The following is a 19,715-nucleotide window of genomic DNA, read 5'->3' as shown; positions in this document are numbered from 1 at the left end:
GTTCAGACGAACTGGCACGACACCGAGCCGAACGCGCCGTAGTCCGCGTGGAACGTGTCGCCGCGGCGGATGTCGACGGGCCGCGTGAACGATCCTGCCAGCACCACCTCGCCGGCCGCGAGATGCTCGTCATGCGGCGCGAGGCGATTGGCGAGCCAGGCGATGCCATTGGCGGGATGGTTGAGCACACCGGCGGCAAGGCCGGTCTCCTCGACCTCGCCGTTGCGGAACAGCAGCGCGCCGATCCAGCGCAGGTCCGCATCCATCGGACGGATCGGCCGGCCGCCGAGCACCAGCGCGGCATTGGCTGCATTGTCCGAGATCGTGTCCATCACCTTGCGCGTCTTGCCCGTTTCAGGGTCGACGCGATGCATGCGCGTCTCCAGGATCTCCAGCGCCGGCGTGACGTAATCGGTGGCGTTGAGCACGTCGAAGATGGTGCAGTCGGGTCCGCGCAGCGGCGCCTTCAGCACGAAGGCGAGCTCGACCTCGATGCGCGGCGCATGGAAGCGGTCGAACGGGATCGGCGTCGCATCGGCATAGAACATGTCGGCGAACAGCACGCCGTAATCGGGCTCGTTGATGCCGACCGCATTCTGCATCGCCTTCGAGGTCAGGCCGATCTTGTGTCCCCTGATGACGCGGCCGCGGCCGAGCTGGAGTTTTGTCCAGGCGCGCTGGATGGCGTAGGCGTCCTCGATGCTGAAGTCGGGATACTCTTTCGAGAACATCGGGATCAGCGCCTTGGTGCGCTCAGCCTCGTCGAGGCGCGCGGCTAGGCGTTCGATCGTCGCGGCATCCAGCATGATTTAACTCTCCGCGGCGACGGTGTTGCGCAGCACGCCGAGGTGCGTCGATTCGACCTCGACGACATCGCCGACCTTGAGCCAGCGCGGCGGGTCGAACCGCGCGCCGGCGCCCGTCGGCGTGCCCGTCACGATCATGTCGCCGGGCTTTAGGGTAGCGAAGGTGGAGAGATAGGAAATCAGGAAGTCGAACGGGAACATCAGCCGCTCGGTCGTGTCCTGCTGCCGCACCTCGCCGTTGACGCGGGTGATGATGTCGTGCGGCCCGCGCGGATCGAGCTCGTCCGCGGTGACGATCCACGGCCCGATGCTGCCGGAGCGATCGAAATTCTTGCCCTGCGTGACGTTGAACTTGCCGTGGCGCAGCCAGTCGCGGATCGTGCCCTCGTTGCACAGCGTCATGCCGAAGATGTGCGCCCACGCCTTCTCGCGCGGGATGTGACGGCCGCCCTGCCCGATCACGATGACGAGCTCGCCTTCGTAGTCGAGTTGATCCGAGACCTCAGGCTTCTCCAGCGGCTGGCCGGAGCCGGTCATCGACGACATGCTGCGCACGAACAGGCTCGGATATTTGGGCAGGTCGGAATTGTCTTTATATTCGGCGTTGCGCTCGGCGTAGTTGACGCCGATGCACCAGAGCTTTTCCGGCGCCAGCACCGGCGGCAGCAGGACGAGATCTTCCAGCGCGTGATCCGGCTTCTGTCCGGCCGCGGCCTCTTGCGCGTCGGCCAGCGCGTTCGCGGCGATCAGCGCCTTCACGTCGGAAAAGTCGCGGCCGATGCGCTTGGTCAGATCGACCACGCCGCCTTCAACGGCCGCGCCATAGCGCGGCTCTCCGTCCAGGAGATAGCTTACGAGTCGCATTGTCGTTTCCTCCAATGATTTTCAGCCGCAGGCCGCCGCGCTTGGCCGCGCGCTCAGTCTTTCGATTTGGGCGTCTGGAACACGGTGTTCAGCGTCACGATCTCGCCGAGGCGGGCGTAGCGCGGCCCGCCGATGCGCGCGATCGGATCGAGCGCCTTGGTCTCGACCTTGCCGTCGTTGACGAGGCCGTCGCGCAAATGGAACATCACGACCTCGCCGACGATGAGGCGGCTCTTGGCGTCGCCGAATTCGAGGCATTGGCGGAAGCGGCATTCCATCGCGACGGGCGCCGCTGCAAGCCGCGGCACCTTGATGCGTTCGCACGCCACCGTCTCCAGCCCGAGATGCTCGACCTCGCTGATTTCAGGCGGGTGCTCGACGGAGCTGTCGTGCACCGCAGACATCAGCGGGGTATCGGCGATGTGGATCACATATTCCTCGGTGTCGAGGATGTTGTGCGCGGTGTCCTTGTAGTCGGCGCCCTTGCGGCCGACGCTGATGGCCAGCATCGGCGGCTTCTGCGAGACGAAGGTGAAGGCGCTGAACGGGGCGAGGTTGAGCACGCCCTTGCTCGAGAGGCTCGTCACCCACGCGATCGGGCGCGGCACCACGATGCCGGTCATCAGGCGGTAGATGCGCTCCGCGCCGAGTTCGGTGGGATCGATCCGCATGCGATCAGTCAGCCTTGATGTTGGCCTTGCGCACGACCGGAATCCACTTGGCGTCCTCGCGCTCGAGATAGGCCCTGAACTCCGCGGGAGTCATCGCCGTTGCTTCGCCGCCGAGCTTCTCGAACTTGTCGACCACGCCGGGGTCTTTCAGGATCGCAACCAGCGTCTCGTGCAGCTTGTCCACGATCGGCGCCGGTGTGCCGGCCGGCGCGAACAGGCCGGTAAAGGTCTGGCCGTCAAAATCCTTGTAGCCGAGCTCGGCGAAGGTCGGCACCTCAGGCAGCGACTTCAGGCGATGCGGGCTGGTGACCGCGAGTGCGCGGAACAGGCCGGCCTTGATGTGCTGGAGGCTGACCGTGAGCTGGTCGAATGCGAACTGCACCTGGCCGCCCAGGAGGTCGTTGATCGCCGGCGCGTTGCCGCGGTAGTGCGCGGTGACCCATTGCAGGTCGAGGTTCGACTGCATCAGCTCGCTGAGCAGGTGGTTGGTGGTGCCGGGGCCGGGCGAGGCCATGGTCAGCTTGCCGGGCTCGCGCTTGGCAAGATCGATGAACTCTTTGAACGTCGTCGCCTGCACCGACGGATGCACTTCGAGCACCAGCGGCGTCATCGAGATGGTCGAGATGGGGAGGAAGTCCTTCTTCCAGTTATAGGCCTCGCGCTTGTTGATCTCGGTCGCGAACAGCACCGGGCCGTTGGCGCCGACGAACAGCGTGTAACCGTCGGGTGCCGACTTCGCGAAGGCTTCGCCCGCGATCATGCCGCCGGCGCCGGCCTTGTTCTCGATGATGAAGGGCTGGCCGAGCTTTTCCTGGAGCTTGTCGGCGATGATGCGCGCCGCGCTATCGACATTGCCGCCGGCTGGATAGGGCACGATCAGCTTGACGTTGCGCGCCGGCCATTGCTCGGCTGATGCGGGCCCCGCCAGCATCGCGGCTGCGGCAGCTATGGCAATCCAGATTAATCTCATGTTAACCTCCCGGCGGCGCTTCCAATTTCAGGTCGGTTGCCCTGCCGTGGCAAGGCATCCCGATCGGAGCGCAATCTCCAGATGCGCGCTTTACCTGTCGAGTGAATTGTGGCGTTCCTGTCCATATTATGGACAGAGCAAAATCCGCCCTCAGCGCCATGGAACCACGGCAAGGCGCGCAAACGATCCGGCGCGCGCTCGCAGTGCTGCGCATTCTTGCCGCAGGCCGCGAAGACGGCGTGCCGCTGACAGAAGTCGTGCGGGCGACTGGCCTCACCCGTCCGACCGTGCATCGCATCGTCCATGTGCTGATCGAGGAAGGCATCGTCGAGCGCAACGAGAAGAGCGGCCGCTACGCGATCGGCAACCAGGTGCCGGAATTGGCGCTCGCGCGTCCGCGGCCGTCGCGGCTGCTGGTGGCCGCCAATCCATCCCTGCGGCGCGCCTCCGCCGAGATCGGCGACACGCTGTTCCTGACGGTGCGGACCGGCAACGACACGCTGTGCGTCGATCGCAGGATCGGGGTCTATCCGATCCAGGTGCTGTCGATCGAGATCGGCGCGCGCCGGCCGCTCGGCGTCTCCAGCGCCGGCGTCGCGATCCTCGCCGCGATGCCGGCGCAGGACGCGCGAAAAATCGTCGCAGCCAACGAGAAGCGGTTCGAGGCCTATCACACCGACGTCGCGACCGTGCTGAGCGAGGTCACCGCGGCGCGCAAGCGCGGCTACTACATGAGAGAGATCGGTCTCGTGCAGGGCACGAAATCGATCTCGACCTGGATCAAGACGCCGGATGGCCAGCCGGCGGCAGCGATGACGGTCTCCGCCGTTCGGACGAGGCTCGGGCCAAGGCGTGAGCAGGAGGTCGCGGAGATCCTGCTGCGGGAGGCGCGGATCATCGAGCAGGCGATCGGCGGGTAGCTTCGTCTCTCCCCGCGTGCGGGGAGAGACCGGAATTTGCGTAGCAAATTCCGGGTGAGGGGGAGTCTCCGCGAATCGAACTCTCACCTTCCCCGGGGAGGCTCCCCCTCACCCCAACCCTCTCCCCGCAAGCGGGGCGAGGGGCGCATCACCGCTGTCAATGGGCTGACGTGCCGCTCCGTTTTATGGCACAAGAGCCGCCTCGCCGACTGACCAACGAGGCCACGCATGCCCGCGCCGAAACCGCCTGCCTTCGAGACCCTGAGCCTGCATGCGGGCCAGCATCCGGACCCCGCGACCGGCGCCCGCGCGGTGCCGATCTACCAGACCACGTCCTACGTGTTCCAGGATTCCGACCACGCCGCCGCGCTGTTCAACCTGGAGCGCGCCGGCCACATCTATACGCGCATCTCCAACCCGACCACAGGCGTGCTGGAGGAGCGGCTTGCGGCGCTCGAAGGCGGGGTCGGCGCGATCTGCACTGCGAGCGGCATGGCCGCACTGCATCTGGCCGTCGCGACGCTGCTCAATGCCGGCGACCACATCGTGGCGTCGAGCTCGCTCTATGGCGGCACCATCAACCTTCTGGCGCACACGCTGCCGCGCTTCGGCATCACGACCACGTTCGTGAAGCCGCGCGATCTCGATGCGTTCCGCGCGGCGATCAAGCCGAACACGAAGCTTGTGATCGGCGAGACCATCGGCAACCCCGGCCTCGAGGTGCTCGACATTCCCAAGGTCGCGGCGATCGCGCATGAGGCAAAGATCCCGCTGCTGATCGACAACACCTTTGCCACGCCCTATCTCAGCCGCCCGATCGAGCTGGGCGCCGACATCGTCATGCATTCGGCGACAAAATGGATCGGAGGCCACGGCATCGCGATCGGCGGCGCGATCGTAGACGGCGGCCGCTTCGACTGGCGCGCATCGGGCAAGTTCGGCGTGCTGACCGAGCCCTATGGCGGCTATCACGGCATCGTCTTCGACGAACAGTTCGGCACGGCGGCCTTCATCATGCGTGCCCGCACCGAAGGGCTGCGCGATTTCGGCGCCTGCCTGTCGCCGACCAACGCGTTCCAGCTCTTGCAGGGCGTCGAGACGCTCGGCGTGCGCATGGATCGGCACATGCAGAACACGCATCTCGTGCTGGAGGCGCTGAAGTCGAACAAGGCTGTCGACTGGGTGCTGCATCCCTCGCTGGAGGATCACACGGACTACCAGCTCGCAAAGACACTGCTGCCGCGCGGCGCCGGCTCGATCGTCTCCTTCGGCATCAAGGGCGGCCGGCCCGCGGGGCGCAAGTTCATCGAGTCGTTGCGCATGATCAGCCACCTTGCCAATGTCGGCGACGCCAAGACGCTGGTGATCCACCCCGCTTCGACCACGCATCAACAGATGGACGCCGAACAGCTCAGGGCGGCCGGCATCGGCGAAGAGCTGGTGCGGCTCTCGGTCGGCATCGAGACGGCAAGCGACATCATCGACGATCTCGCGCAGGCGCTGCGCATCTCGCAAAAGGTCTGACACCATGAAGCTCTCCGTCAACGGCGCCGAGGTCTTTGTTGCGACCGGCGGCCGCGATTTCGACAAGTCGCTGCCTACGGTCGTCTTCCTCCATGGTGCCGGCTTCGACCGTTCGAGCTGGGCGCTGCACACACGCTGGTTCGCCCATCACGGTTATGGCGTGCTGGCGCCAGACCTGCCCGGCCACGGCCGCTCGCCCGGTCCCTCGCTTTCAAGCATTGCGGAGATGGCCGACTGGACGGCTGCGCTGCTCGATGCAACGGGTGCTGCGAAGGCGCATCTGATCGGACATTCCATGGGCTCGCTGATCTCGCTGGAGACGGCGGCACGGCACCCCGACAAGGTCTCCGCGCTGAGCCTGATCGGCACGGCTGCGACCATGACGGTCGGCCCGGATCTGCTCAAGGCTGCCGAAGCCAATTCGCAGGATGCCAACGACATGGTCTCGATCTGGGGACTCGGCTTCAAGGCCGAGCTCGGGGGCAGCCTCGCGCCGGGTCTGTGGATGCATGGCGGCGCGCAGGCGGTGTTGAAGCATTGCGAGCCGGGCGTGCTGTTCAGGGATTTGTCGGCGTGCAATGCTTATGCGAACGCGCTTGCCGCCGCCGCGAGCGTCAAGGTACCGACGACGCTGATCCTCGGCGAGCGGGACATGATGACACCGGCGAAGGCGGGCAAGGCGCTCGCGGCCGCGATCCCGCATGCGAAGACCGTCGTGGTGCCGGGCGCGGGCCACATGATCATGGCCGAGCGGCCTGACGAACTGCTGGCGGCCTTGAGGGCCCGATAGGATCAATCTTCCGCGTCGTGCGTTGCGGTCAGATACCCCTGTGACTGAGACGGGATTCTGACCCATGCCAAGACGGGAAGTCATTCGCAAAGCGAAGCAGGACAAGCGTGCCGGCAAATCGGCGAGCACGCAGGCCGGCGAGTTCGTCAAGGACGAGATCGACAAGATCAGGAAGGGCAAGCACGGCGCGCGCTCGACGAAACAGGCCATTGCCATTGGCCTGTCGGAGGCGCGCCGCGCCGGCGTCGACCTGCCGCCGCCGCGCAAGGGCCGCACCAAGAAATCGACCCGCCGCAGCGCCAAATACGCCTATGAGGTCGGTCAGGGCAAACGAACGCCGAAGCGCCGGCCAAAAGTGTCGCGCGCTGTCGAGGGCGTCATGAAGAAGGAGCCGCGCTCGACCGCGTCCCGGAGCGCGCTGTCGAAGCAGGGCAAACGCGCCGCCAGCCAGCGCACCGCAGCGTCACGTTCGGCCGCCGCGCGGAAGGCCAGTCATACCAAGGGAGCGAAGGTCCGCTCCGCTGCGGCAAAGAAGGCGGCACGCACCAGGGCGCGCCGCAAAGGTTGATCAGCCTCGCTGATTCCGGAGCCGGCGCGGCCGCATGTGAGAAACAGTTCCCCCGCGCCGCATCCTTCGAGACGCCCGCTTTGGCGGGCTCCTCAGGATGAGGTCGGAGTTCGCGACCGCATTCTCGGCAGCACCGCTGCTGCTTAGCCTCATCCTGAGGAGGCGCGTCAGCGCCGTCTCGAAGGACGAGGCGCGCGCACGGAAAGTCGCCGAGAGCCCGTCTGCAACAGCACCGCTCACGAACCCGGCGTCCATTTCCAGACGATGTCGGAGACATTGACCGGTTTCGGGATCAGGCCGAGCTTTGCAAAGCGGTCGGCGACGGCCTGCTGGATCTTGATGACCTCGGCGTCGAGCGGCACCACGCTATAGGTCGAGCGATTGACAAAACGACGGACAGCTTCGATGTCGACGCCGGTCGCCTCCGACTGCGCCTTCGCGACTTCCTCGTGGTGCGCCTCCGCCCACACGCCTTCCGCGGCGAAGGTCGTGTTGAGCCTGGCGACCAGCGACGGATATTTTTCGACGAAATCCGTGTTGGCAATGTAGAACGCGTTCGGCTTGTGCACGTCCTTGTCGAAAACGAGAACGCGCGCGCCCTCCTTCAATTCGGCGAGCGCCAGATACGGATCCCAGATCGACCAGGCGTCGACCGAGCCCTTCACGAAGGCCGCCGTCGCATCCGCCGGCGCGAGCGGCGCCGGGATGATGTCGGACCAGGACAGGCCGGCCTTTTCGAGTGACGCGACCAGGAGGTTATGCGCGCTCGATCCCTTGCCGAAGGCGACGCGCTTGCCCTTGAGATCGGCAAGCGTCTTGATGGACGAGTCCTTCGGCACGATGATGGCCTGGTTGTCGCCTTCGGACCTCACCGCGGCAACGTAACGAATCTTGGCGCCGCCGGCCTGCGCGAAGATCGGCGGCGTATCGCCGACAAAGCCGAAGTCGACGCTGCCGACATTGATGGCCTCCAGCAGCGGCGGGCCGAACTGGAAGTCGATCCATTTGATCTCGATGCCGAGCGGCTTGAAGGCATTTTCGAGCGTCTGGCGTTGGCGCACCGCGGGGAAGAAGCCGCCCTTCTGCGTGCCGATGCGGATTTCCGCCGGCTTGTCCTCGGCGTGCGCGGGGGCGGCCAGGACGGTGGCGAGCAGGAGAGTCGTTGCGAGGATGTGGCGCCTGGTAATCATATCGTGGTCCTTTCGATGAGATCAGGTGGCGAACAGTTGGGAATTGGCGCGGCGGCTCCGCTCGGAGAACACGGCGCGGGCAGCGCGCTCCGCATCTCGCGCGGAGCGGAACTGCCGGCCCTCGAGACTGTCGAACAGGCGCTCGGAGGAGAAGAAGCGGAAGCCGCGTTCATCGCGGGTGATGATGCCGGCGGCACGGTCGTGGATCTCGATGATGTAGGCGTTCGGCTGGATCTGGAACATGGCTGCTCGTTCGCCGAAGTCTCGGCGTTCCTGTCTTGGGATTTGCGGTGTGGGAGCTGCTAGACGGCGGTCAGGAGCAACAACAGGCGCCGGTTGCCGCCGAGAAACAGCGCCGCGTCATGCAAGCGTGCATGTCGTTCGGATTGCGCTGGTGATCGATTCTCACGGTACGGCTTAAGGGCTCAAGGAGCAGTTTCGACGCTTCGAATATCGAGCGGTTGGTGCGATTGGTCAATGAAATGGCTATCCATATTTGTCGAGAGCGCGCTGGAGCGCTTCTCCCGCGGCAAGCACCGGCAGCCGGATTCATCTCGCGATGAGTTCAACGCGCGGGAGCGGCGGGCATGCTACGCTTCCGTTGGACACAAGAGAAAATCGGGAGATACGGCTATGGCGAATGATCTGAAAGGGCGCACCGCGCTCGTGACCGGCGGCTCGCGCGGGATCGGCGCGGCCGTCTGTCGTGCGCTTGCCGACGCAGGCGCTGCCGTGGCGATCAATTGCCGCGAGCAGATTGGACAGGCCGAGCAGCTGGCCGGCGAGATCAGCAGGCAGGGCGGCCGTGCCATCGTCGTTGCCGCCGACGTCTCGCAGCGCGAGGCCGTGGCCGACATGATCGAGCGCGTCAGCGGCGGGCTCGGACCCATCGACATCCTCGTGAACAATGCCGGCATCGCCATCACGCGCGGCGTCGACGACCTCACCGAGGACGATTTCGACCGTACCATCCTGGTCAATCTGAAATCGGTGTTCCTGTGCACGCAGGCGGTGCTGCCGTCGATGCGCGCGCGCAAATGGGGCCGCATCGTCAACATCTCCTCGGGCGCGGCGCGCGGCGCCGGCTCGATCGGCCCGCACTACAATGCATCCAAGGCCGGCATGGAGGGCCTGACGCGGGGTTATGCCGCGCGGCTGGTCAAGGAAGGCATCACCGTCAACGCGGTGGCGCCGTCGCTGATCGAGACCGACATGATGAGCGGGCAACCGCAACTCGTCAGCCGCATCCCGCTCGGCCGTTTCGGCACGGCGGACGAGGTGGCGAAAGCCGTGATGCTGCTGGTGGAGAATGCCTACATGACCGGGCAGACCATCGCGCTGAGCGGCGGGATGGCGTTTAACTAGAGCGCCTAGCACCCGTGACGCACGCCCTCTTCCAACTCGGGGAATATCGTAGGGTGGGCAAAGCGACTTGTCCGCCGTAGCTCGAAGAGCGAAGGCGGAAGCATGCCCACCATTTGCGTGTGATTGGTGAGAATTCGTGGGCACGGCGCAAATGCGCCTTTGCCCACCCTACGAATCTCTCTCTTCACCTCGCCCCGCTTGCGGGGAGAGGTCGGATTGCATCGAAGATGCAATCCGGGTGAGGGGGTACAGGTCCCACGACGATCTCACGTGTGGAGAGAGGCCCCTCACCCCGCCCTCTCCCCGCAAGAGCGGGGCGAGGGAGAAGAGAGAGCGAGATCACCACATCGTGGCGGCAGCGCGCGCCGGCCAGATGCGGTCGTACTCCTCGCCGCCGACCTTGTTCTCGCTCATCTCAGCGAGGATCTGGCCCGGCGTCGGCAACGTCCTGGGGTCGATGCGCTTGTCGGGATTCCAGAGGTCGGAGCGGACGATGGCGCGGGCACACTGGAAGTAGATCTCGTCGACCGCCATCACCATGACGCTGCGCGGCGCCTTGCCGTCGACCTTGAACGAATCGAGCAGCTCGGAATCGACCGAGAGATGGGCGCGGCCATTGGCGCGGATCGCGTTGCCGGAGCCGGGAATCAGGAACATCAGCGACACGCGCGGATCGCGCACGATGTTGCGCAAGGAATCGACCCGGTTGTTGCCGCGGCGGTCCGGCAGCATCAGCGTCTTCGGATCGTGGATGCGGACGAAGCCGGGGAGATCGCCGCGCGGCGAGCAATCGATGCCCTCGGGGCCGATGGTCGCGAGCGCCGCGAACGGCGCCTTCTCGATAAAGATGCGGTAGAGCGGGGTGACGTGGTCGGCGACTTTCACGGTCGAGGCGTCGTTGGTGACGCCGTAGATGGCTTCAAGCTGTTCGACCGTTTCGATCACCGACATTCCACTCTCTCCTGTTTTGCCGGCGGTTACTCGTGCCAGCATTCGTTCCTGATGATGCGCACGAGCTGGCGGCTATGGTAGTCCGCGCTGCCGGCATTGAGGATGGTGACATCGGCCAGCGTAGCCGCATCGTCGACGCTGCGCGCGAGGCGGTCCGCGATATTGCCGTCACTCACCCGCGCCCGCGCGGCAAGCCGCTGCGCCAGCACGTCCGGCGGTGCCGTGATCGCGACCACGACGACGTTTGCATAGGCCTTGCGCAGCGCGCCGATCACCGTGCGCGAGACGTTGACGACGACGGCGCGGCCGGCGCGGATGTCGTCGTTGATTTCGAGCGGCAGCGCGTAGGAATGCCCGTGCGCCTCCCAGTGCACGGCAAAATCGCCGTGATCGAGCGCGCGGCGGAAGTCGTCAAAACTCATCGCGATGTTGTCTTCGGCCGCGGAGGATTCGCGCGTCACGACGCGGCGCGGGAAGACGATGTCGTGATCCTCGATGCAGGCCGCCTGTGCGAGCCGCAGCAAGGTATCCTTGCCGGCGCCGCTGGGACCGACCACGAGCACGAGCCGCCCGGGGCCGATCGCGCCCGCCTCATCCTGCGCCATGGCCATCGTCTCGCTCATGCGACCCGGTGTCCTTCGCGCCAGACGCTGCGGACGACGGGAACGTGGCCGGCGACATGCACGCGGATCAGGTCCGCGCGCTTGCCGGTCGCGATCTCGCCGCGGTCGGTGAGGCCGACCGCCTCGGCCGGCGCCTTGGTCACGGTGCGAACCGCGGCCGGCAGGCTGATCGCCGGCACATGCTCGGGCAATTGCAGCGCGGCCATCAACAGGCTCGACGGAATGTAGTCGGACGAGAGGATGTCGAGCAGGCCTTCGCGGGCGAGATCGACCGCGGCGATGTTGCCGGAGTGCGAGCCGCCGCGCACCACGTTCGGCGCGCCCATCAAAATGTCGATGCCGGCCTGGTGCAGGCCGCGCGCGGCCTCCAGCGTGGTCGGGAATTCCGCCACCGACACGCGATCGCGCACGGCGTCGGCGACGTTCTCCTCGGTGGTGTCGTCGTGGCTTGCGAGCGGAATGTTGTGCTCGTGCGCCAGCGCCACGATCTCGCGCATGTTGGCCGCGGCATAGAGCCTCTGATATTCGAAACGCTTTGCGAACAGCTCGTCGAGCTCGGCATCGGTCTTGCCGCCGCCCTTGCCGCGGTAATAGTCGCGCAGCTTGACCTCGTCACGGAACTGGCGCTGGCCGGGCGTGTGGTCCATCAGCGACATCAGCTTGACGTCGGGACGGTCGATCAGCTCCTTGGCCTCCTCGACCACGCTCGGCATCGGGATCTCGCAGCGTAGGTGCAGGAAGTGGTCGGCGCGGAGCAGGCTGGCCTCGCGCGCAGTCGTGATCGCGGCGGCGAGCACACCGGCACGGCCATCGACCTCCTCGGCGCCGTCCTCGCGCCAGACCCGGAGCGAGTCGAAAACCGTGGTGATGCCTGACGTCGCGAGCTGGCCGTCATAGGAGATCACGGCGGCAACCGGATTCCAGAACACTTTTGGGCGCGGCACGTAATGCGCTTCGAGATGGTCGGTGTGGAGCTCGATCAGGCCGGGCATGATGAGGTCGCCGCCGGCATCTTCCGCGCCCGCGGGTGCAGTCCCATCGCCAATCTCGGCGATGCGTCCGTCGGCGAGAGCGAGCCAGCCCTGCTCGATCACCCGGTCAGCCAGCACGATCCTGGCGTTGGCGACCACAGTTTCCTTCGGCTTCATTTCCATTCCCTTCAGGCCGCGGCGGCAAAGCTGGTGACGTCGACTATGCGGTCGGCAATCAGATGACGGATTTCGTCGTCGTGGACAATGGCGACCATGGCGACGCCCTGGCGCTTCTTCTCCGCGACCAGCTCGACCACGACGGCGCGGTTGGCGGCATCTAGCGAGGCGGTCGGCTCGTCCAACAGCAGGATCGGCAGGTCCGAGATGAAGCCGCGCGCGATGTTGACGCGCTGCTGCTCGCCGCCGGAGAAGGTCGCGGGCGGCAGCTGCCAGAGGCGCTCGGGAATGTTGAGACGATGCAGCAGCTCGCCGGCGCGGGCCTGCGCGTCAGGCCGGCTCATGCCGTTGACGATCAGCGGTTCGGCGACGACGTCGATGGTCGCAACGCGCGGCACGGCGCGCAGGAACTGGCTGACATAGCCGATGGTGGAGCGGCGGATGTTCAGAACCTGGCGCGGCTCGGCGGTGGCGAGATCGACCACGGCGCCGCGATGGCGGATGCCGATGCGGCCGCTATCGCAGCGGTAGTTGCCGAAGATCATCTTCAGGATCGACGACTTGCCCGCCCCCGATGGCCCCGACAGCACGACGCATTCGCCGGGGTTGACCTGGAAGGTCACGCCGCTGACGACCGGCAGCTCGATGCCGCCTTGCAGGTGCATCGTAAAGGTCTTGCCGGCGTCGGTGATATCGATCATGGCGGTCATAGGCTGGCTCTTGTTAGAAGTCTCATGGCGGCAGAATCGAGGAGACGAGGAGCTGGGTATAGGGCTCGCGGGGATCGTCGAGCACCTGGTCGGTGAGGCCGGTCTCGATGACGCGGCCGCCCTTCATCACCATCACGCGGTGTGACAACAGGCGCGCGACCGCAAGATCGTGGGTGACGATGATGACCGCAAGATGCAGCTCGGCGACGAGGCTACGCAGGAGGTCGAGCAGGCGGGCCTGCACGGAGACATCGAGGCCACCGGTCGGCTCGTCCATGAACACCAGCCGTGGCTCGGTGACGAGATTGCGCGCGATCTGGAGGCGCTGGCGCATGCCGCCGGAATAGGTACGCGGCGCATCGTCGATGCGCGCTGTGTCGATCTCGACGCGGGTGAGCCAGTCGGAGGCAGTGTCGCGGATGCGGCCATAGTGATTCCAGCCCACCGCCATCAGCCGCTCACCGACATTGGCGCCGGCCGAGACCGCCATGCGCAGGCCCTGCGCGGGATCCTGGTGCACATAGCCCCAATCGGTGCGGAACAAGAAGCGCCGCTCGGCCTCGCCCAGCGTCGTGAGATCGCGGGTGACGCCGTCGCGCATCCGATACGACACCTGGCCCGCGGTCGGCGCGAGCTGGCCCGACAGCATCTGCAACAGCGTCGACTTGCCCGAGCCGGACTCGCCGACGATCGCCAGCACCTCGCCGGGATAGAGCGCGAAGGAGACGTCGCGGCACGCGGCGATGCGGCCATAGGACTTGCTGAGGGTCTCCGCGACCAGCAGCGGCTGGTCGCTTTCGAGCGTATCGAGATCAGCCATGTGAACTCCCCTGCGCCTTCTCCTTGTACGGCGCGGCGCTGAGGCTGCCGTGATGGCCCGCGGCCTGGCGGCCCTCGCAATAGTCGGTGTCGGAGCAGACGAACATGCGCCCGCCCTTGTCGTCGGTGACGATCTCGTCGAGATAGGAATTTTCGGCGCCGCACAGCGCGCAGGGCGCGTTGAAGCGGTAAGGCTCGAACGGGTGATCCTCGAAATCGAGCGACACCACCTGCGTGTAAGGCGGGATCGCGTAGATGCGCTTCTCGCGGCCGGCGCCGAATAATTGCAGCGCCGCGCAATTGTCCATCTTGGGATTGTCGAATTTCGGCGTCGGCGACGGGTCCATCACATAGCGTGCGTTGACCTTCACCGGATAGGCGTAGGCGGTCGCGATGTGACCGAAGCGGGCGATGTCCTCATAGAGCTTCACATGCATCAGGCCGTATTCGGCAAGCGCATGCATGCGCCGCGTCTCGGTCTCGCGCGGCTCGAGGAAGCGTAAGGGCTCCGGGATCGGCACCTGGTAGACCAGCACCTGGTTCGCGTGCAGCGTCGTCTCCGGGATGCGGTGACGGGTCTGGATCACCGTCGCCTCGTCGGTCGCCGTCGTCGTGGCGACGCCCGCGGTCTTGGCGAAGAACTTTCGGATCGAGATCGCGTTGGTGGTGTCGTCGGAGCCCTGGTCGATCACCTTGAGCACGTCGGCGGGACCGAGGATCGCGGCCGTCACCTGCACGCCGCCGGTGCCCCAGCCATAGGGCATCGGCATCTCGCGGCTGGCGAACGGCACCTGATAGCCGGGGATCGCGATCGCCTTGAGGATCGCGCGGCGGATCATCCGCTTGGTCTGCTCGTCGAGATAGGCGAAGTTGTAGGCGGGCGCGTTCATTCCGCGGCCTCCTTCATGGCATCGGGCGCGTTGGCATCAGCGAATTCCTTGCGCAGCTTGCGGAGCAGGCCGAGCTCGGACTGGAAGTCGACGTAATGCGGCAGCTTCAGATGCTCGACGAAGCCGGTCGCCTGGACGTTGTCCGAATGCGACATCACGAATTCTTCATCTTGCGCGGGGGCCACCGCCTCTTCGCCGAGCTCGCGGGCACGCAGCGCGCGGTCGACCAGCGCCATCGACATGGTCTTGCGCTCGCTCTGGCCGAAGGCAAGGCCATAGCCGCGGGTAAAGCACGGCGCTTCCGTCGCCGAGCCCTTGAACTGGTTGACCATCTGACACTCGGTGAGCTCGATCGAGCCGAGCGGCACCGCGAAGCCGACATCCTCCGCGAAGAATTCGACCTCGACCTCGCCGAAGCGGATCTCGCCGGCGAAGGGATGGTTGCGGCCATAGCCGCGCTGCGTCGAATAGCCCATCGCCAGCAGGAAGCCCTCATCGCCGCGCGCGAGGTTTTGCAGGCGCAGATCGCGATCAGCCGGAAAGTTGAGCGGCTCGCGGGTGAGATCGCCCACGCTGGCGCCCTCCTCGGCCTGCGGCGAGGATTCGATCAGCCCGTCGCGGCCGAGAATGTCGGTCACGCGCGGCGTCGCCGCGCTCGAGGCTTCGGCCGTCGCGGGCGCCTCCGGCACGAAGCCTTCGGCGAGCGTGGGATCGAGCAGGCGGTGCGTATAATCGAAGGTCGGACCTAAGATCTGGCCGCCGGGGATGTCCTTGAAGGTCGAGGACACCCGCCGCTGCACGCGCATGGCGCCGGTATCGACCGGCTCGCTCGTACCGAAGCGCGGCAAGGTGGCGCGGAAGGCGCGGACCAGGAAGATCGCCTCGATCAGATCGCCGCGCGCCTGCTTGATCGCGAGCGCCGCGAGCTCGCGGTCATAGAGCGAGCCCTCGCTCATGACACGGTCGACGGCGAGGCCGAGCTGCTCCGAGATCTGGTCGAGGGTGACCTCCGGAACGCTTTGATCGCCGCGCCTGGCATTGGCGAGCAGGCGATGGGCGTTCTCGATGGCGCGTTCGCCGCCTTTGACTGCGACATACATGCTTCAGCTTCCCTTGTTCGCGACACGCGTCGTGCGCGGGATCGCAACCACGGCATCATCGGCGACCAGCACCACGTCGATGCCGCGCGGAAACAGCGTCTCGTTGAACTTCAGACGCTCGAACAAATCGGCCGGCTTGATCGAGGCCTGGAGCGTCGCGACGCCGTCGATGCCGGGGCCGCGCAGCTCGAAGCCGCGGCCGGCATCGAGACTCTCGACCTGGATGATCACCGTGGTCGAACGATCCGGATATTCATTGGTGCCGAGCGCGAAGCGCTCCAGCGCCGGCAGCAGGACACCGTCGCTGATCAGCGCGAAGCTCGCGATCGAGGAATCCTGGATCACCGGCGCGCCGGTGTGGAACTTCAGCCATTTCGTCACGTCGGAACTTTCCGAGATCCGCGCATCGAGCCAGAGCGGCGTGTCGTGATCGAACAGCGTGAGCGCGATCGCGGCGGTGCCGCGCATCATCATGTCGGGCGCGCCCGCCATCGGCACGATACGCTGGACCGAGCCCGGCCGCGCCATCGCATCCATCACCGAGCGAAAGGTCGATTGCGCCGACAACACCTTGTCGGCGAACCCCGGCGGCAATTCCGCAATCGTGGTCATGACCTCACCCCTCACCGCGCACCATGGTGTAGAAATCAACCTTCGTCGCGGCGGTCTCCGCCGCCACCTGCTTGCGCTCGACCATAAGCTGCTCGCGCAACGGCGCGATTACGTCGCGCTCGACGGCGGCGCCGAAATCCCGCGACTGCACCAGCGCATCGCACAGCGCGATCAGCCGCGCCTTCTCGCCGTCGCGTCCGAGCGTATAGCCGAAGCCGACCTCGCCGCTCGTAAGCCGCACCGCAGCACGCGACACCGTGGCTTCGCCGAGATTGAACGGCGCGCCGTCGCCGCCGACCCGACCGCGCAGCATCACGAGGCCGTTCTCCGGCGCGCGCAGATCCTGATGATCGGGCAGTGCGATAGCGCGGAGGCGGGCGGCGATCTCGCCCGCCTCCGCATGCGCCAGCACGGCCATCGCGGCCTTGCGCTGGGCTTGCTGGTTGTTGTGCTGGGTCACCTGATCCACCGAGCTTTTCGACACAACTTGCCGAATCCAAGTTGTCTATGATAATAGACAACTTGATACGGAAGCGCCATGACTGTTTCGTGACAAACGTGTGATTTCTGGAGTAGGCTTTCCAGCGACATGAGTATGCAGGACACCGCCTCCTCGGGCGTCGCGCTGTGGCGCCTCGTTGCCGATGGCATCGAACGCGGCATTGCCGACGGCCGCTTTGCGGCCGGCGACAAACTGCCGGGCGAGATCGAGATCGCCGAAACCTATCGCGTGAACCGCCACACCGTGCGGCGGGCGCTGGCGGCGCTTGCCGAGCGTGGCCTGGTGCGAGCCGAGCGCGGCAGCGGAACCTATGTCGAGGCGCAGAAGCTCGCTTATCCCTTGCGCTCGCGCACGCGCTTCTCCGAGATCGTCGGCGCTGACGGCCGCGAGCCGCATGGCCGCCTGATCGAGGCGACCGATGACGTCGCGACGCGGGAGCTGGCGCGCGAGCTGGGATTGAAGACCGGCGCGCCATTGGTGCGGATCGAGGCGATCCGGCTCGCCGACCGCACGCCGATCTGCGTCTCCACCACCTGGCTGTCAGCGGAGTTGTTTCCCGGCGCCGGCGAGGTGTTCGCCGAAACGCGCTCGATGACGAAGCTGCTCGAGCATTTTGGCGTGCGCGACTATCGCCGCGGCGCGACGCGGATCACCGCCGGCATCGTCGATGCCACCGATGCGGCGCGGCTGGATCTGCCGCTGGGCCGGCCGATCCTGGTGGTCGACGCCACCGACCACGATCTCGCCGGTAAGCCGCTGGTGACCAAGCACTCACGCTTTGCGGCGGAGCGGGTGGAGTTCTTGGTGGAGTCGTAGGGGGTCTCTCTTCACGAAACCGGACCCGTAGGGTGGGCAAAGGCGCGATCGCGCCGTGCCCACCATCTTTCCGAGATTCGCGAAAAGTGGTGGGCACGCTTCGCTTTGCCCACCCTACGGCACCTGTGCTCAGGCGACCGCCCTTCGCCCAATGATCGCAAACCGAAGCTTGCCCGAGATGAAATCGATCGCGGCGACGGCGACCAGGATCATCAGGATCAGGAACGATACCTTTTGCCATTCCAGGACGCGGATCTGCTCGGCGAGCTGGAGGCCGATGCCGCCGGCGCCGACGATGCCGATGATGGTGGCCGAGCGGGTGTTGGATTCGATGAAATAGAGCACCTGGCCGGCGATCACGGGCAGGACCGGCGGCAACAGACCAAAACGGATCTCGTGCAGCGCGCTGCCGCCGGAGGCGCGGATGCCCTCGACCTGCTTCTGGTCGGCGCCCTCGATCGCTTCCGAGAACAGTTTTCCGAACGCACCGAAATCCGACACGGCGATGGCGAGCACGCCGGCGAACGGACCGAGCCCGACGACGTTGATCCACACCAGCGCCCAGATCAGCGTATCGACACCGCGGATCGAATCCAGGAACCGGCGCACGGGAAAGCGCAGGATCTGCGAGGGTATGACGTTGCGCGCGGCGAGCAGGCTGACCGGCAGCGCGAACACTGCCGCAAGCGTGGTGCCGAGCAGCGCGATCGAGAGCGTCTCCCCGAGCGCCTTCAAATAGATCGGCAGCGAGGAGCCCGGATCCGGCGGGATCATCATCAGGCTGATCCAGCCGAGCTGGCTGAGGCCAGCAAAGAACCGCGACGGCGAGAAATCGAGATCGACGAGGCCGTAAATCAGGATCGCGAACGCCGCGACGATCATCGCCGGCATCGCGAGCCGCGCCGAGGCCGGCCGGTCGAACACGTCGGGGTAGCGCGCACGCATCTCGCGCGTATCGACCTCCTGCGGCGTCACGTCCGCGCCTCCCTGCCGAACAGACGGCCACGCAGCCAGCCGGTGGAGATGTCGATGATGAAGACGGTGATGATGATGAACAGCAGGATCGCGCTGACGTCGGAGTAGTAGAACTTGCGGATTGCGACGACGAGTTCCTGGCCGATGCCGCCGGCGCCGACGAAACCCATCACCGAGGCCTCGCGGACATTGATCTCGAAGCGCAGCAGCGCATAGCTGGCGTAGCCCGCGGTGACCTGCGGCAGGATCGCAAACCGCATGCAGGCGAGCCAGCTCGCGCCGGTCGAGCGGATGCCTTCGACCGGCTTCATGTCGGCGTTCTCGACGATCTCGGAAAACAGCTTGCCGAGCGCGCCGGTGGAGTGGATCGCGATCGCGAGCACGCCGGCCATTGGTCCGAGCCCGAAGGCGATCACGAAGACCAGCGCGAACACGATGCCGGGCACAGTGCGCGCGAATTCGAGCAGGCGGCGGACCGCGAAGCGCAGCCAGGACGACGGCGAGGTGTTTTCAGCTGCGAAGAAGTTCAGGCCAAAGGCGAAGGTCGCGCCGATCAGCGTGCCGACATAGGAGATCAGCAGGGTCTCGCCCAACATCTTCAACCATTTGCGCCAGCCCCAGAGCCACTCGCCGAAATCGGTCCAGACCCGCTGGCCGTTGTCGAGCGTGAGGATGCGGTCGAAATAGCTGATGAAGTTGCCGAAATAGGTGAACAGCGTGCGCAGGTTCACCTCGGCGCCGATGGCGGCGAGAACCAGCGCGGCCGCGAAGATCACGACTCCCAACAGAAGGCGGAGCCGCTTGCGTGCGACCGCCTGACGGTAGGCCGCGTTGAGCGCGGCGAGCTGCTGCTCGGGGAGGATCGAAACCGCGACGGTCATCGGATCAGGAACAGTGGTCG

At 66.0% G+C, this 19,715-nt stretch carries 23 protein-coding genes; 6 read left to right on the top strand and 17 right to left on the bottom strand.

Annotated features, from left to right (window positions below; translation table 11 throughout):
- Positions 1-2: 2 nt before the first annotated feature.
- Genes hpaH through WN72_RS04205 form a run of 4 tightly spaced genes read right to left on the bottom strand, consistent with a single transcriptional unit; the run spans position 3 to position 3,311 of the window.
- A complete protein-coding gene (gene hpaH, locus WN72_RS04220) occupies positions 3-806 on the bottom strand; it encodes a 2-oxo-hept-4-ene-1,7-dioate hydratase (RefSeq protein WP_092217967.1) in 804 nt (267 codons plus the stop codon).
- A gap of 3 nt (positions 807-809) precedes the next feature.
- Positions 810-1,670, bottom strand: coding sequence for a fumarylacetoacetate hydrolase family protein (locus WN72_RS04215; protein ID WP_092217966.1), 861 nt, complete (start codon positions 1,668-1,670; stop codon positions 810-812).
- Between the two features lie 53 nt (positions 1,671-1,723).
- Entirely contained in the window at positions 1,724-2,341 is a 618-nt protein-coding gene (locus WN72_RS04210; RefSeq protein ID WP_092217965.1) for a flavin reductase family protein, read from the bottom strand.
- 4 nt (positions 2,342-2,345) lie between these two features.
- Positions 2,346-3,311, bottom strand: a complete 966-nt coding sequence (locus WN72_RS04205; protein ID WP_092217964.1) for a Bug family tripartite tricarboxylate transporter substrate binding protein — start codon at positions 3,309-3,311, stop codon at positions 2,346-2,348.
- 128 nt (positions 3,312-3,439) lie between these two features.
- On the opposite strand from WN72_RS04205, the gene WN72_RS04200 reads away from it, so the two are divergent.
- From WN72_RS04200 to WN72_RS04185, 4 genes are all read left to right on the top strand, one after another.
- Positions 3,440-4,231 carry an IclR family transcriptional regulator gene (locus WN72_RS04200; RefSeq protein ID WP_167381019.1) on the top strand — a complete coding sequence of 264 codons (792 nt, stop codon included), beginning with the start codon at positions 3,440-3,442 and terminating at the stop codon, positions 4,229-4,231.
- A 228-nt stretch (positions 4,232-4,459) separates the two neighbouring features.
- Entirely contained in the window at positions 4,460-5,755 is a 1,296-nt protein-coding gene (locus WN72_RS04195) for an O-acetylhomoserine aminocarboxypropyltransferase (protein ID WP_027561471.1), read from the top strand.
- A gap of 4 nt (positions 5,756-5,759) precedes the next feature.
- The gene (locus WN72_RS04190) at positions 5,760-6,545 is read left to right on the top strand and encodes an alpha/beta fold hydrolase (protein ID WP_027561472.1); all 786 of its coding nucleotides are present in this window, start codon (positions 5,760-5,762) and stop codon (positions 6,543-6,545) included.
- A gap of 64 nt (positions 6,546-6,609) precedes the next feature.
- Positions 6,610-7,113: a DUF6496 domain-containing protein gene (locus WN72_RS04185; protein WP_027561473.1), complete on the top strand. Its 504-nt coding sequence runs from the start codon at positions 6,610-6,612 to the stop codon at positions 7,111-7,113.
- A 236-nt stretch (positions 7,114-7,349) separates the two neighbouring features.
- On the opposite strand, the gene WN72_RS04180 is transcribed toward WN72_RS04185, so the two are convergent.
- Together WN72_RS04180 and WN72_RS04175 are read right to left on the bottom strand one after the other, a co-directional pair.
- The gene (locus tag WN72_RS04180; protein ID WP_027561475.1) at positions 7,350-8,303 is read right to left on the bottom strand and encodes an aliphatic sulfonate ABC transporter substrate-binding protein; all 954 of its coding nucleotides are present in this window, start codon (positions 8,301-8,303) and stop codon (positions 7,350-7,352) included.
- A 21-nt stretch (positions 8,304-8,324) separates the two neighbouring features.
- Positions 8,325-8,546 (bottom strand): hypothetical protein, encoded by a 222-nt coding sequence (locus WN72_RS04175; RefSeq protein WP_027561476.1) that lies wholly within the window; start codon positions 8,544-8,546, stop codon positions 8,325-8,327.
- Between the two features lie 390 nt (positions 8,547-8,936).
- On the opposite strand from WN72_RS04175, the gene WN72_RS04170 reads away from it, so the two are divergent.
- Positions 8,937-9,668, top strand: coding sequence for an SDR family NAD(P)-dependent oxidoreductase (locus WN72_RS04170; protein ID WP_027561477.1), 732 nt, complete (start codon positions 8,937-8,939; stop codon positions 9,666-9,668).
- Positions 9,669-10,007: 339 nt separating this feature from the next.
- Here WN72_RS04170 and WN72_RS04165 read toward each other — a convergent pair whose 3' ends face one another.
- Genes WN72_RS04165 through phnG form a run of 9 tightly spaced genes read right to left on the bottom strand, consistent with a single transcriptional unit; the run spans position 10,008 to position 16,990 of the window.
- The gene (locus tag WN72_RS04165) at positions 10,008-10,619 is read right to left on the bottom strand and encodes a pyridoxamine 5'-phosphate oxidase family protein (RefSeq protein ID WP_027561478.1); all 612 of its coding nucleotides are present in this window, start codon (positions 10,617-10,619) and stop codon (positions 10,008-10,010) included.
- 26 nt (positions 10,620-10,645) lie between these two features.
- The gene (gene phnN / locus WN72_RS04160) at positions 10,646-11,242 is read right to left on the bottom strand and encodes a phosphonate metabolism protein/1,5-bisphosphokinase (PRPP-forming) PhnN (RefSeq protein WP_027561479.1); all 597 of its coding nucleotides are present in this window, start codon (positions 11,240-11,242) and stop codon (positions 10,646-10,648) included.
- Positions 11,239-12,396: an alpha-D-ribose 1-methylphosphonate 5-triphosphate diphosphatase gene (locus tag WN72_RS04155; RefSeq protein ID WP_027561480.1), complete on the bottom strand. Its 1,158-nt coding sequence runs from the start codon at positions 12,394-12,396 to the stop codon at positions 11,239-11,241. The genes phnN and WN72_RS04155 overlap by 4 nt, the downstream gene beginning before the upstream one ends.
- Before the next feature lie 5 nt (positions 12,397-12,401).
- The gene (phnL, locus tag WN72_RS04150; RefSeq protein WP_092217962.1) at positions 12,402-13,100 is read right to left on the bottom strand and encodes a phosphonate C-P lyase system protein PhnL; all 699 of its coding nucleotides are present in this window, start codon (positions 13,098-13,100) and stop codon (positions 12,402-12,404) included.
- A gap of 22 nt (positions 13,101-13,122) precedes the next feature.
- Positions 13,123-13,920: a phosphonate C-P lyase system protein PhnK gene (gene phnK, locus WN72_RS04145; RefSeq protein ID WP_027561482.1), complete on the bottom strand. Its 798-nt coding sequence runs from the start codon at positions 13,918-13,920 to the stop codon at positions 13,123-13,125.
- Complete coding sequence (locus tag WN72_RS04140) at positions 13,913-14,809, bottom strand: alpha-D-ribose 1-methylphosphonate 5-phosphate C-P-lyase PhnJ (RefSeq protein ID WP_092217961.1); 897 nt, start codon at positions 14,807-14,809, stop codon at positions 13,913-13,915. The genes phnK and WN72_RS04140 overlap by 8 nt, the downstream gene beginning before the upstream one ends.
- The gene (locus tag WN72_RS04135) at positions 14,806-15,909 is read right to left on the bottom strand and encodes a carbon-phosphorus lyase complex subunit (RefSeq protein WP_092217960.1); all 1,104 of its coding nucleotides are present in this window, start codon (positions 15,907-15,909) and stop codon (positions 14,806-14,808) included. Before WN72_RS04135 ends, WN72_RS04140 begins: the two co-directional genes overlap by 4 nt.
- Before the next feature lie 3 nt (positions 15,910-15,912).
- On the bottom strand, positions 15,913-16,521 hold the full coding sequence (gene phnH / locus WN72_RS04130) for a phosphonate C-P lyase system protein PhnH (RefSeq protein ID WP_027561485.1): 609 nt from the start codon (positions 16,519-16,521) through the stop codon (positions 15,913-15,915).
- A gap of 4 nt (positions 16,522-16,525) precedes the next feature.
- Positions 16,526-16,990, bottom strand: coding sequence for a phosphonate C-P lyase system protein PhnG (phnG, locus tag WN72_RS04125; protein ID WP_092218022.1), 465 nt, complete (start codon positions 16,988-16,990; stop codon positions 16,526-16,528).
- Between the two features lie 120 nt (positions 16,991-17,110).
- On the opposite strand from phnG, the gene phnF reads away from it, so the two are divergent.
- Positions 17,111-17,839, top strand: coding sequence for a phosphonate metabolism transcriptional regulator PhnF (gene phnF / locus WN72_RS04120; protein WP_027561487.1), 729 nt, complete (start codon positions 17,111-17,113; stop codon positions 17,837-17,839).
- Positions 17,840-17,968: 129 nt separating this feature from the next.
- Here the strand turns inward: phnF and phnE (WN72_RS04115) are convergent, their stop codons facing one another.
- Together phnE (WN72_RS04115) and phnE (WN72_RS04110) are read right to left on the bottom strand one after the other, a co-directional pair.
- On the bottom strand, positions 17,969-18,784 hold the full coding sequence (gene phnE, locus WN72_RS04115; RefSeq protein ID WP_092218021.1) for a phosphonate ABC transporter, permease protein PhnE: 816 nt from the start codon (positions 18,782-18,784) through the stop codon (positions 17,969-17,971).
- A 26-nt stretch (positions 18,785-18,810) separates the two neighbouring features.
- A complete protein-coding gene (gene phnE / locus WN72_RS04110) occupies positions 18,811-19,695 on the bottom strand; it encodes a phosphonate ABC transporter, permease protein PhnE (RefSeq protein ID WP_027561489.1) in 885 nt (294 codons plus the stop codon).
- Positions 19,696-19,715 lie beyond the last annotated feature (20 nt).

Origin of the sequence: Bradyrhizobium arachidis, assembly GCF_015291705.1 — a bacterium.
Classification (GTDB): Bacteria; Pseudomonadota; Alphaproteobacteria; order Rhizobiales; family Xanthobacteraceae; genus Bradyrhizobium; species Bradyrhizobium arachidis.
This window is presented reverse-complemented; position numbering and strand designations above follow the sequence as displayed.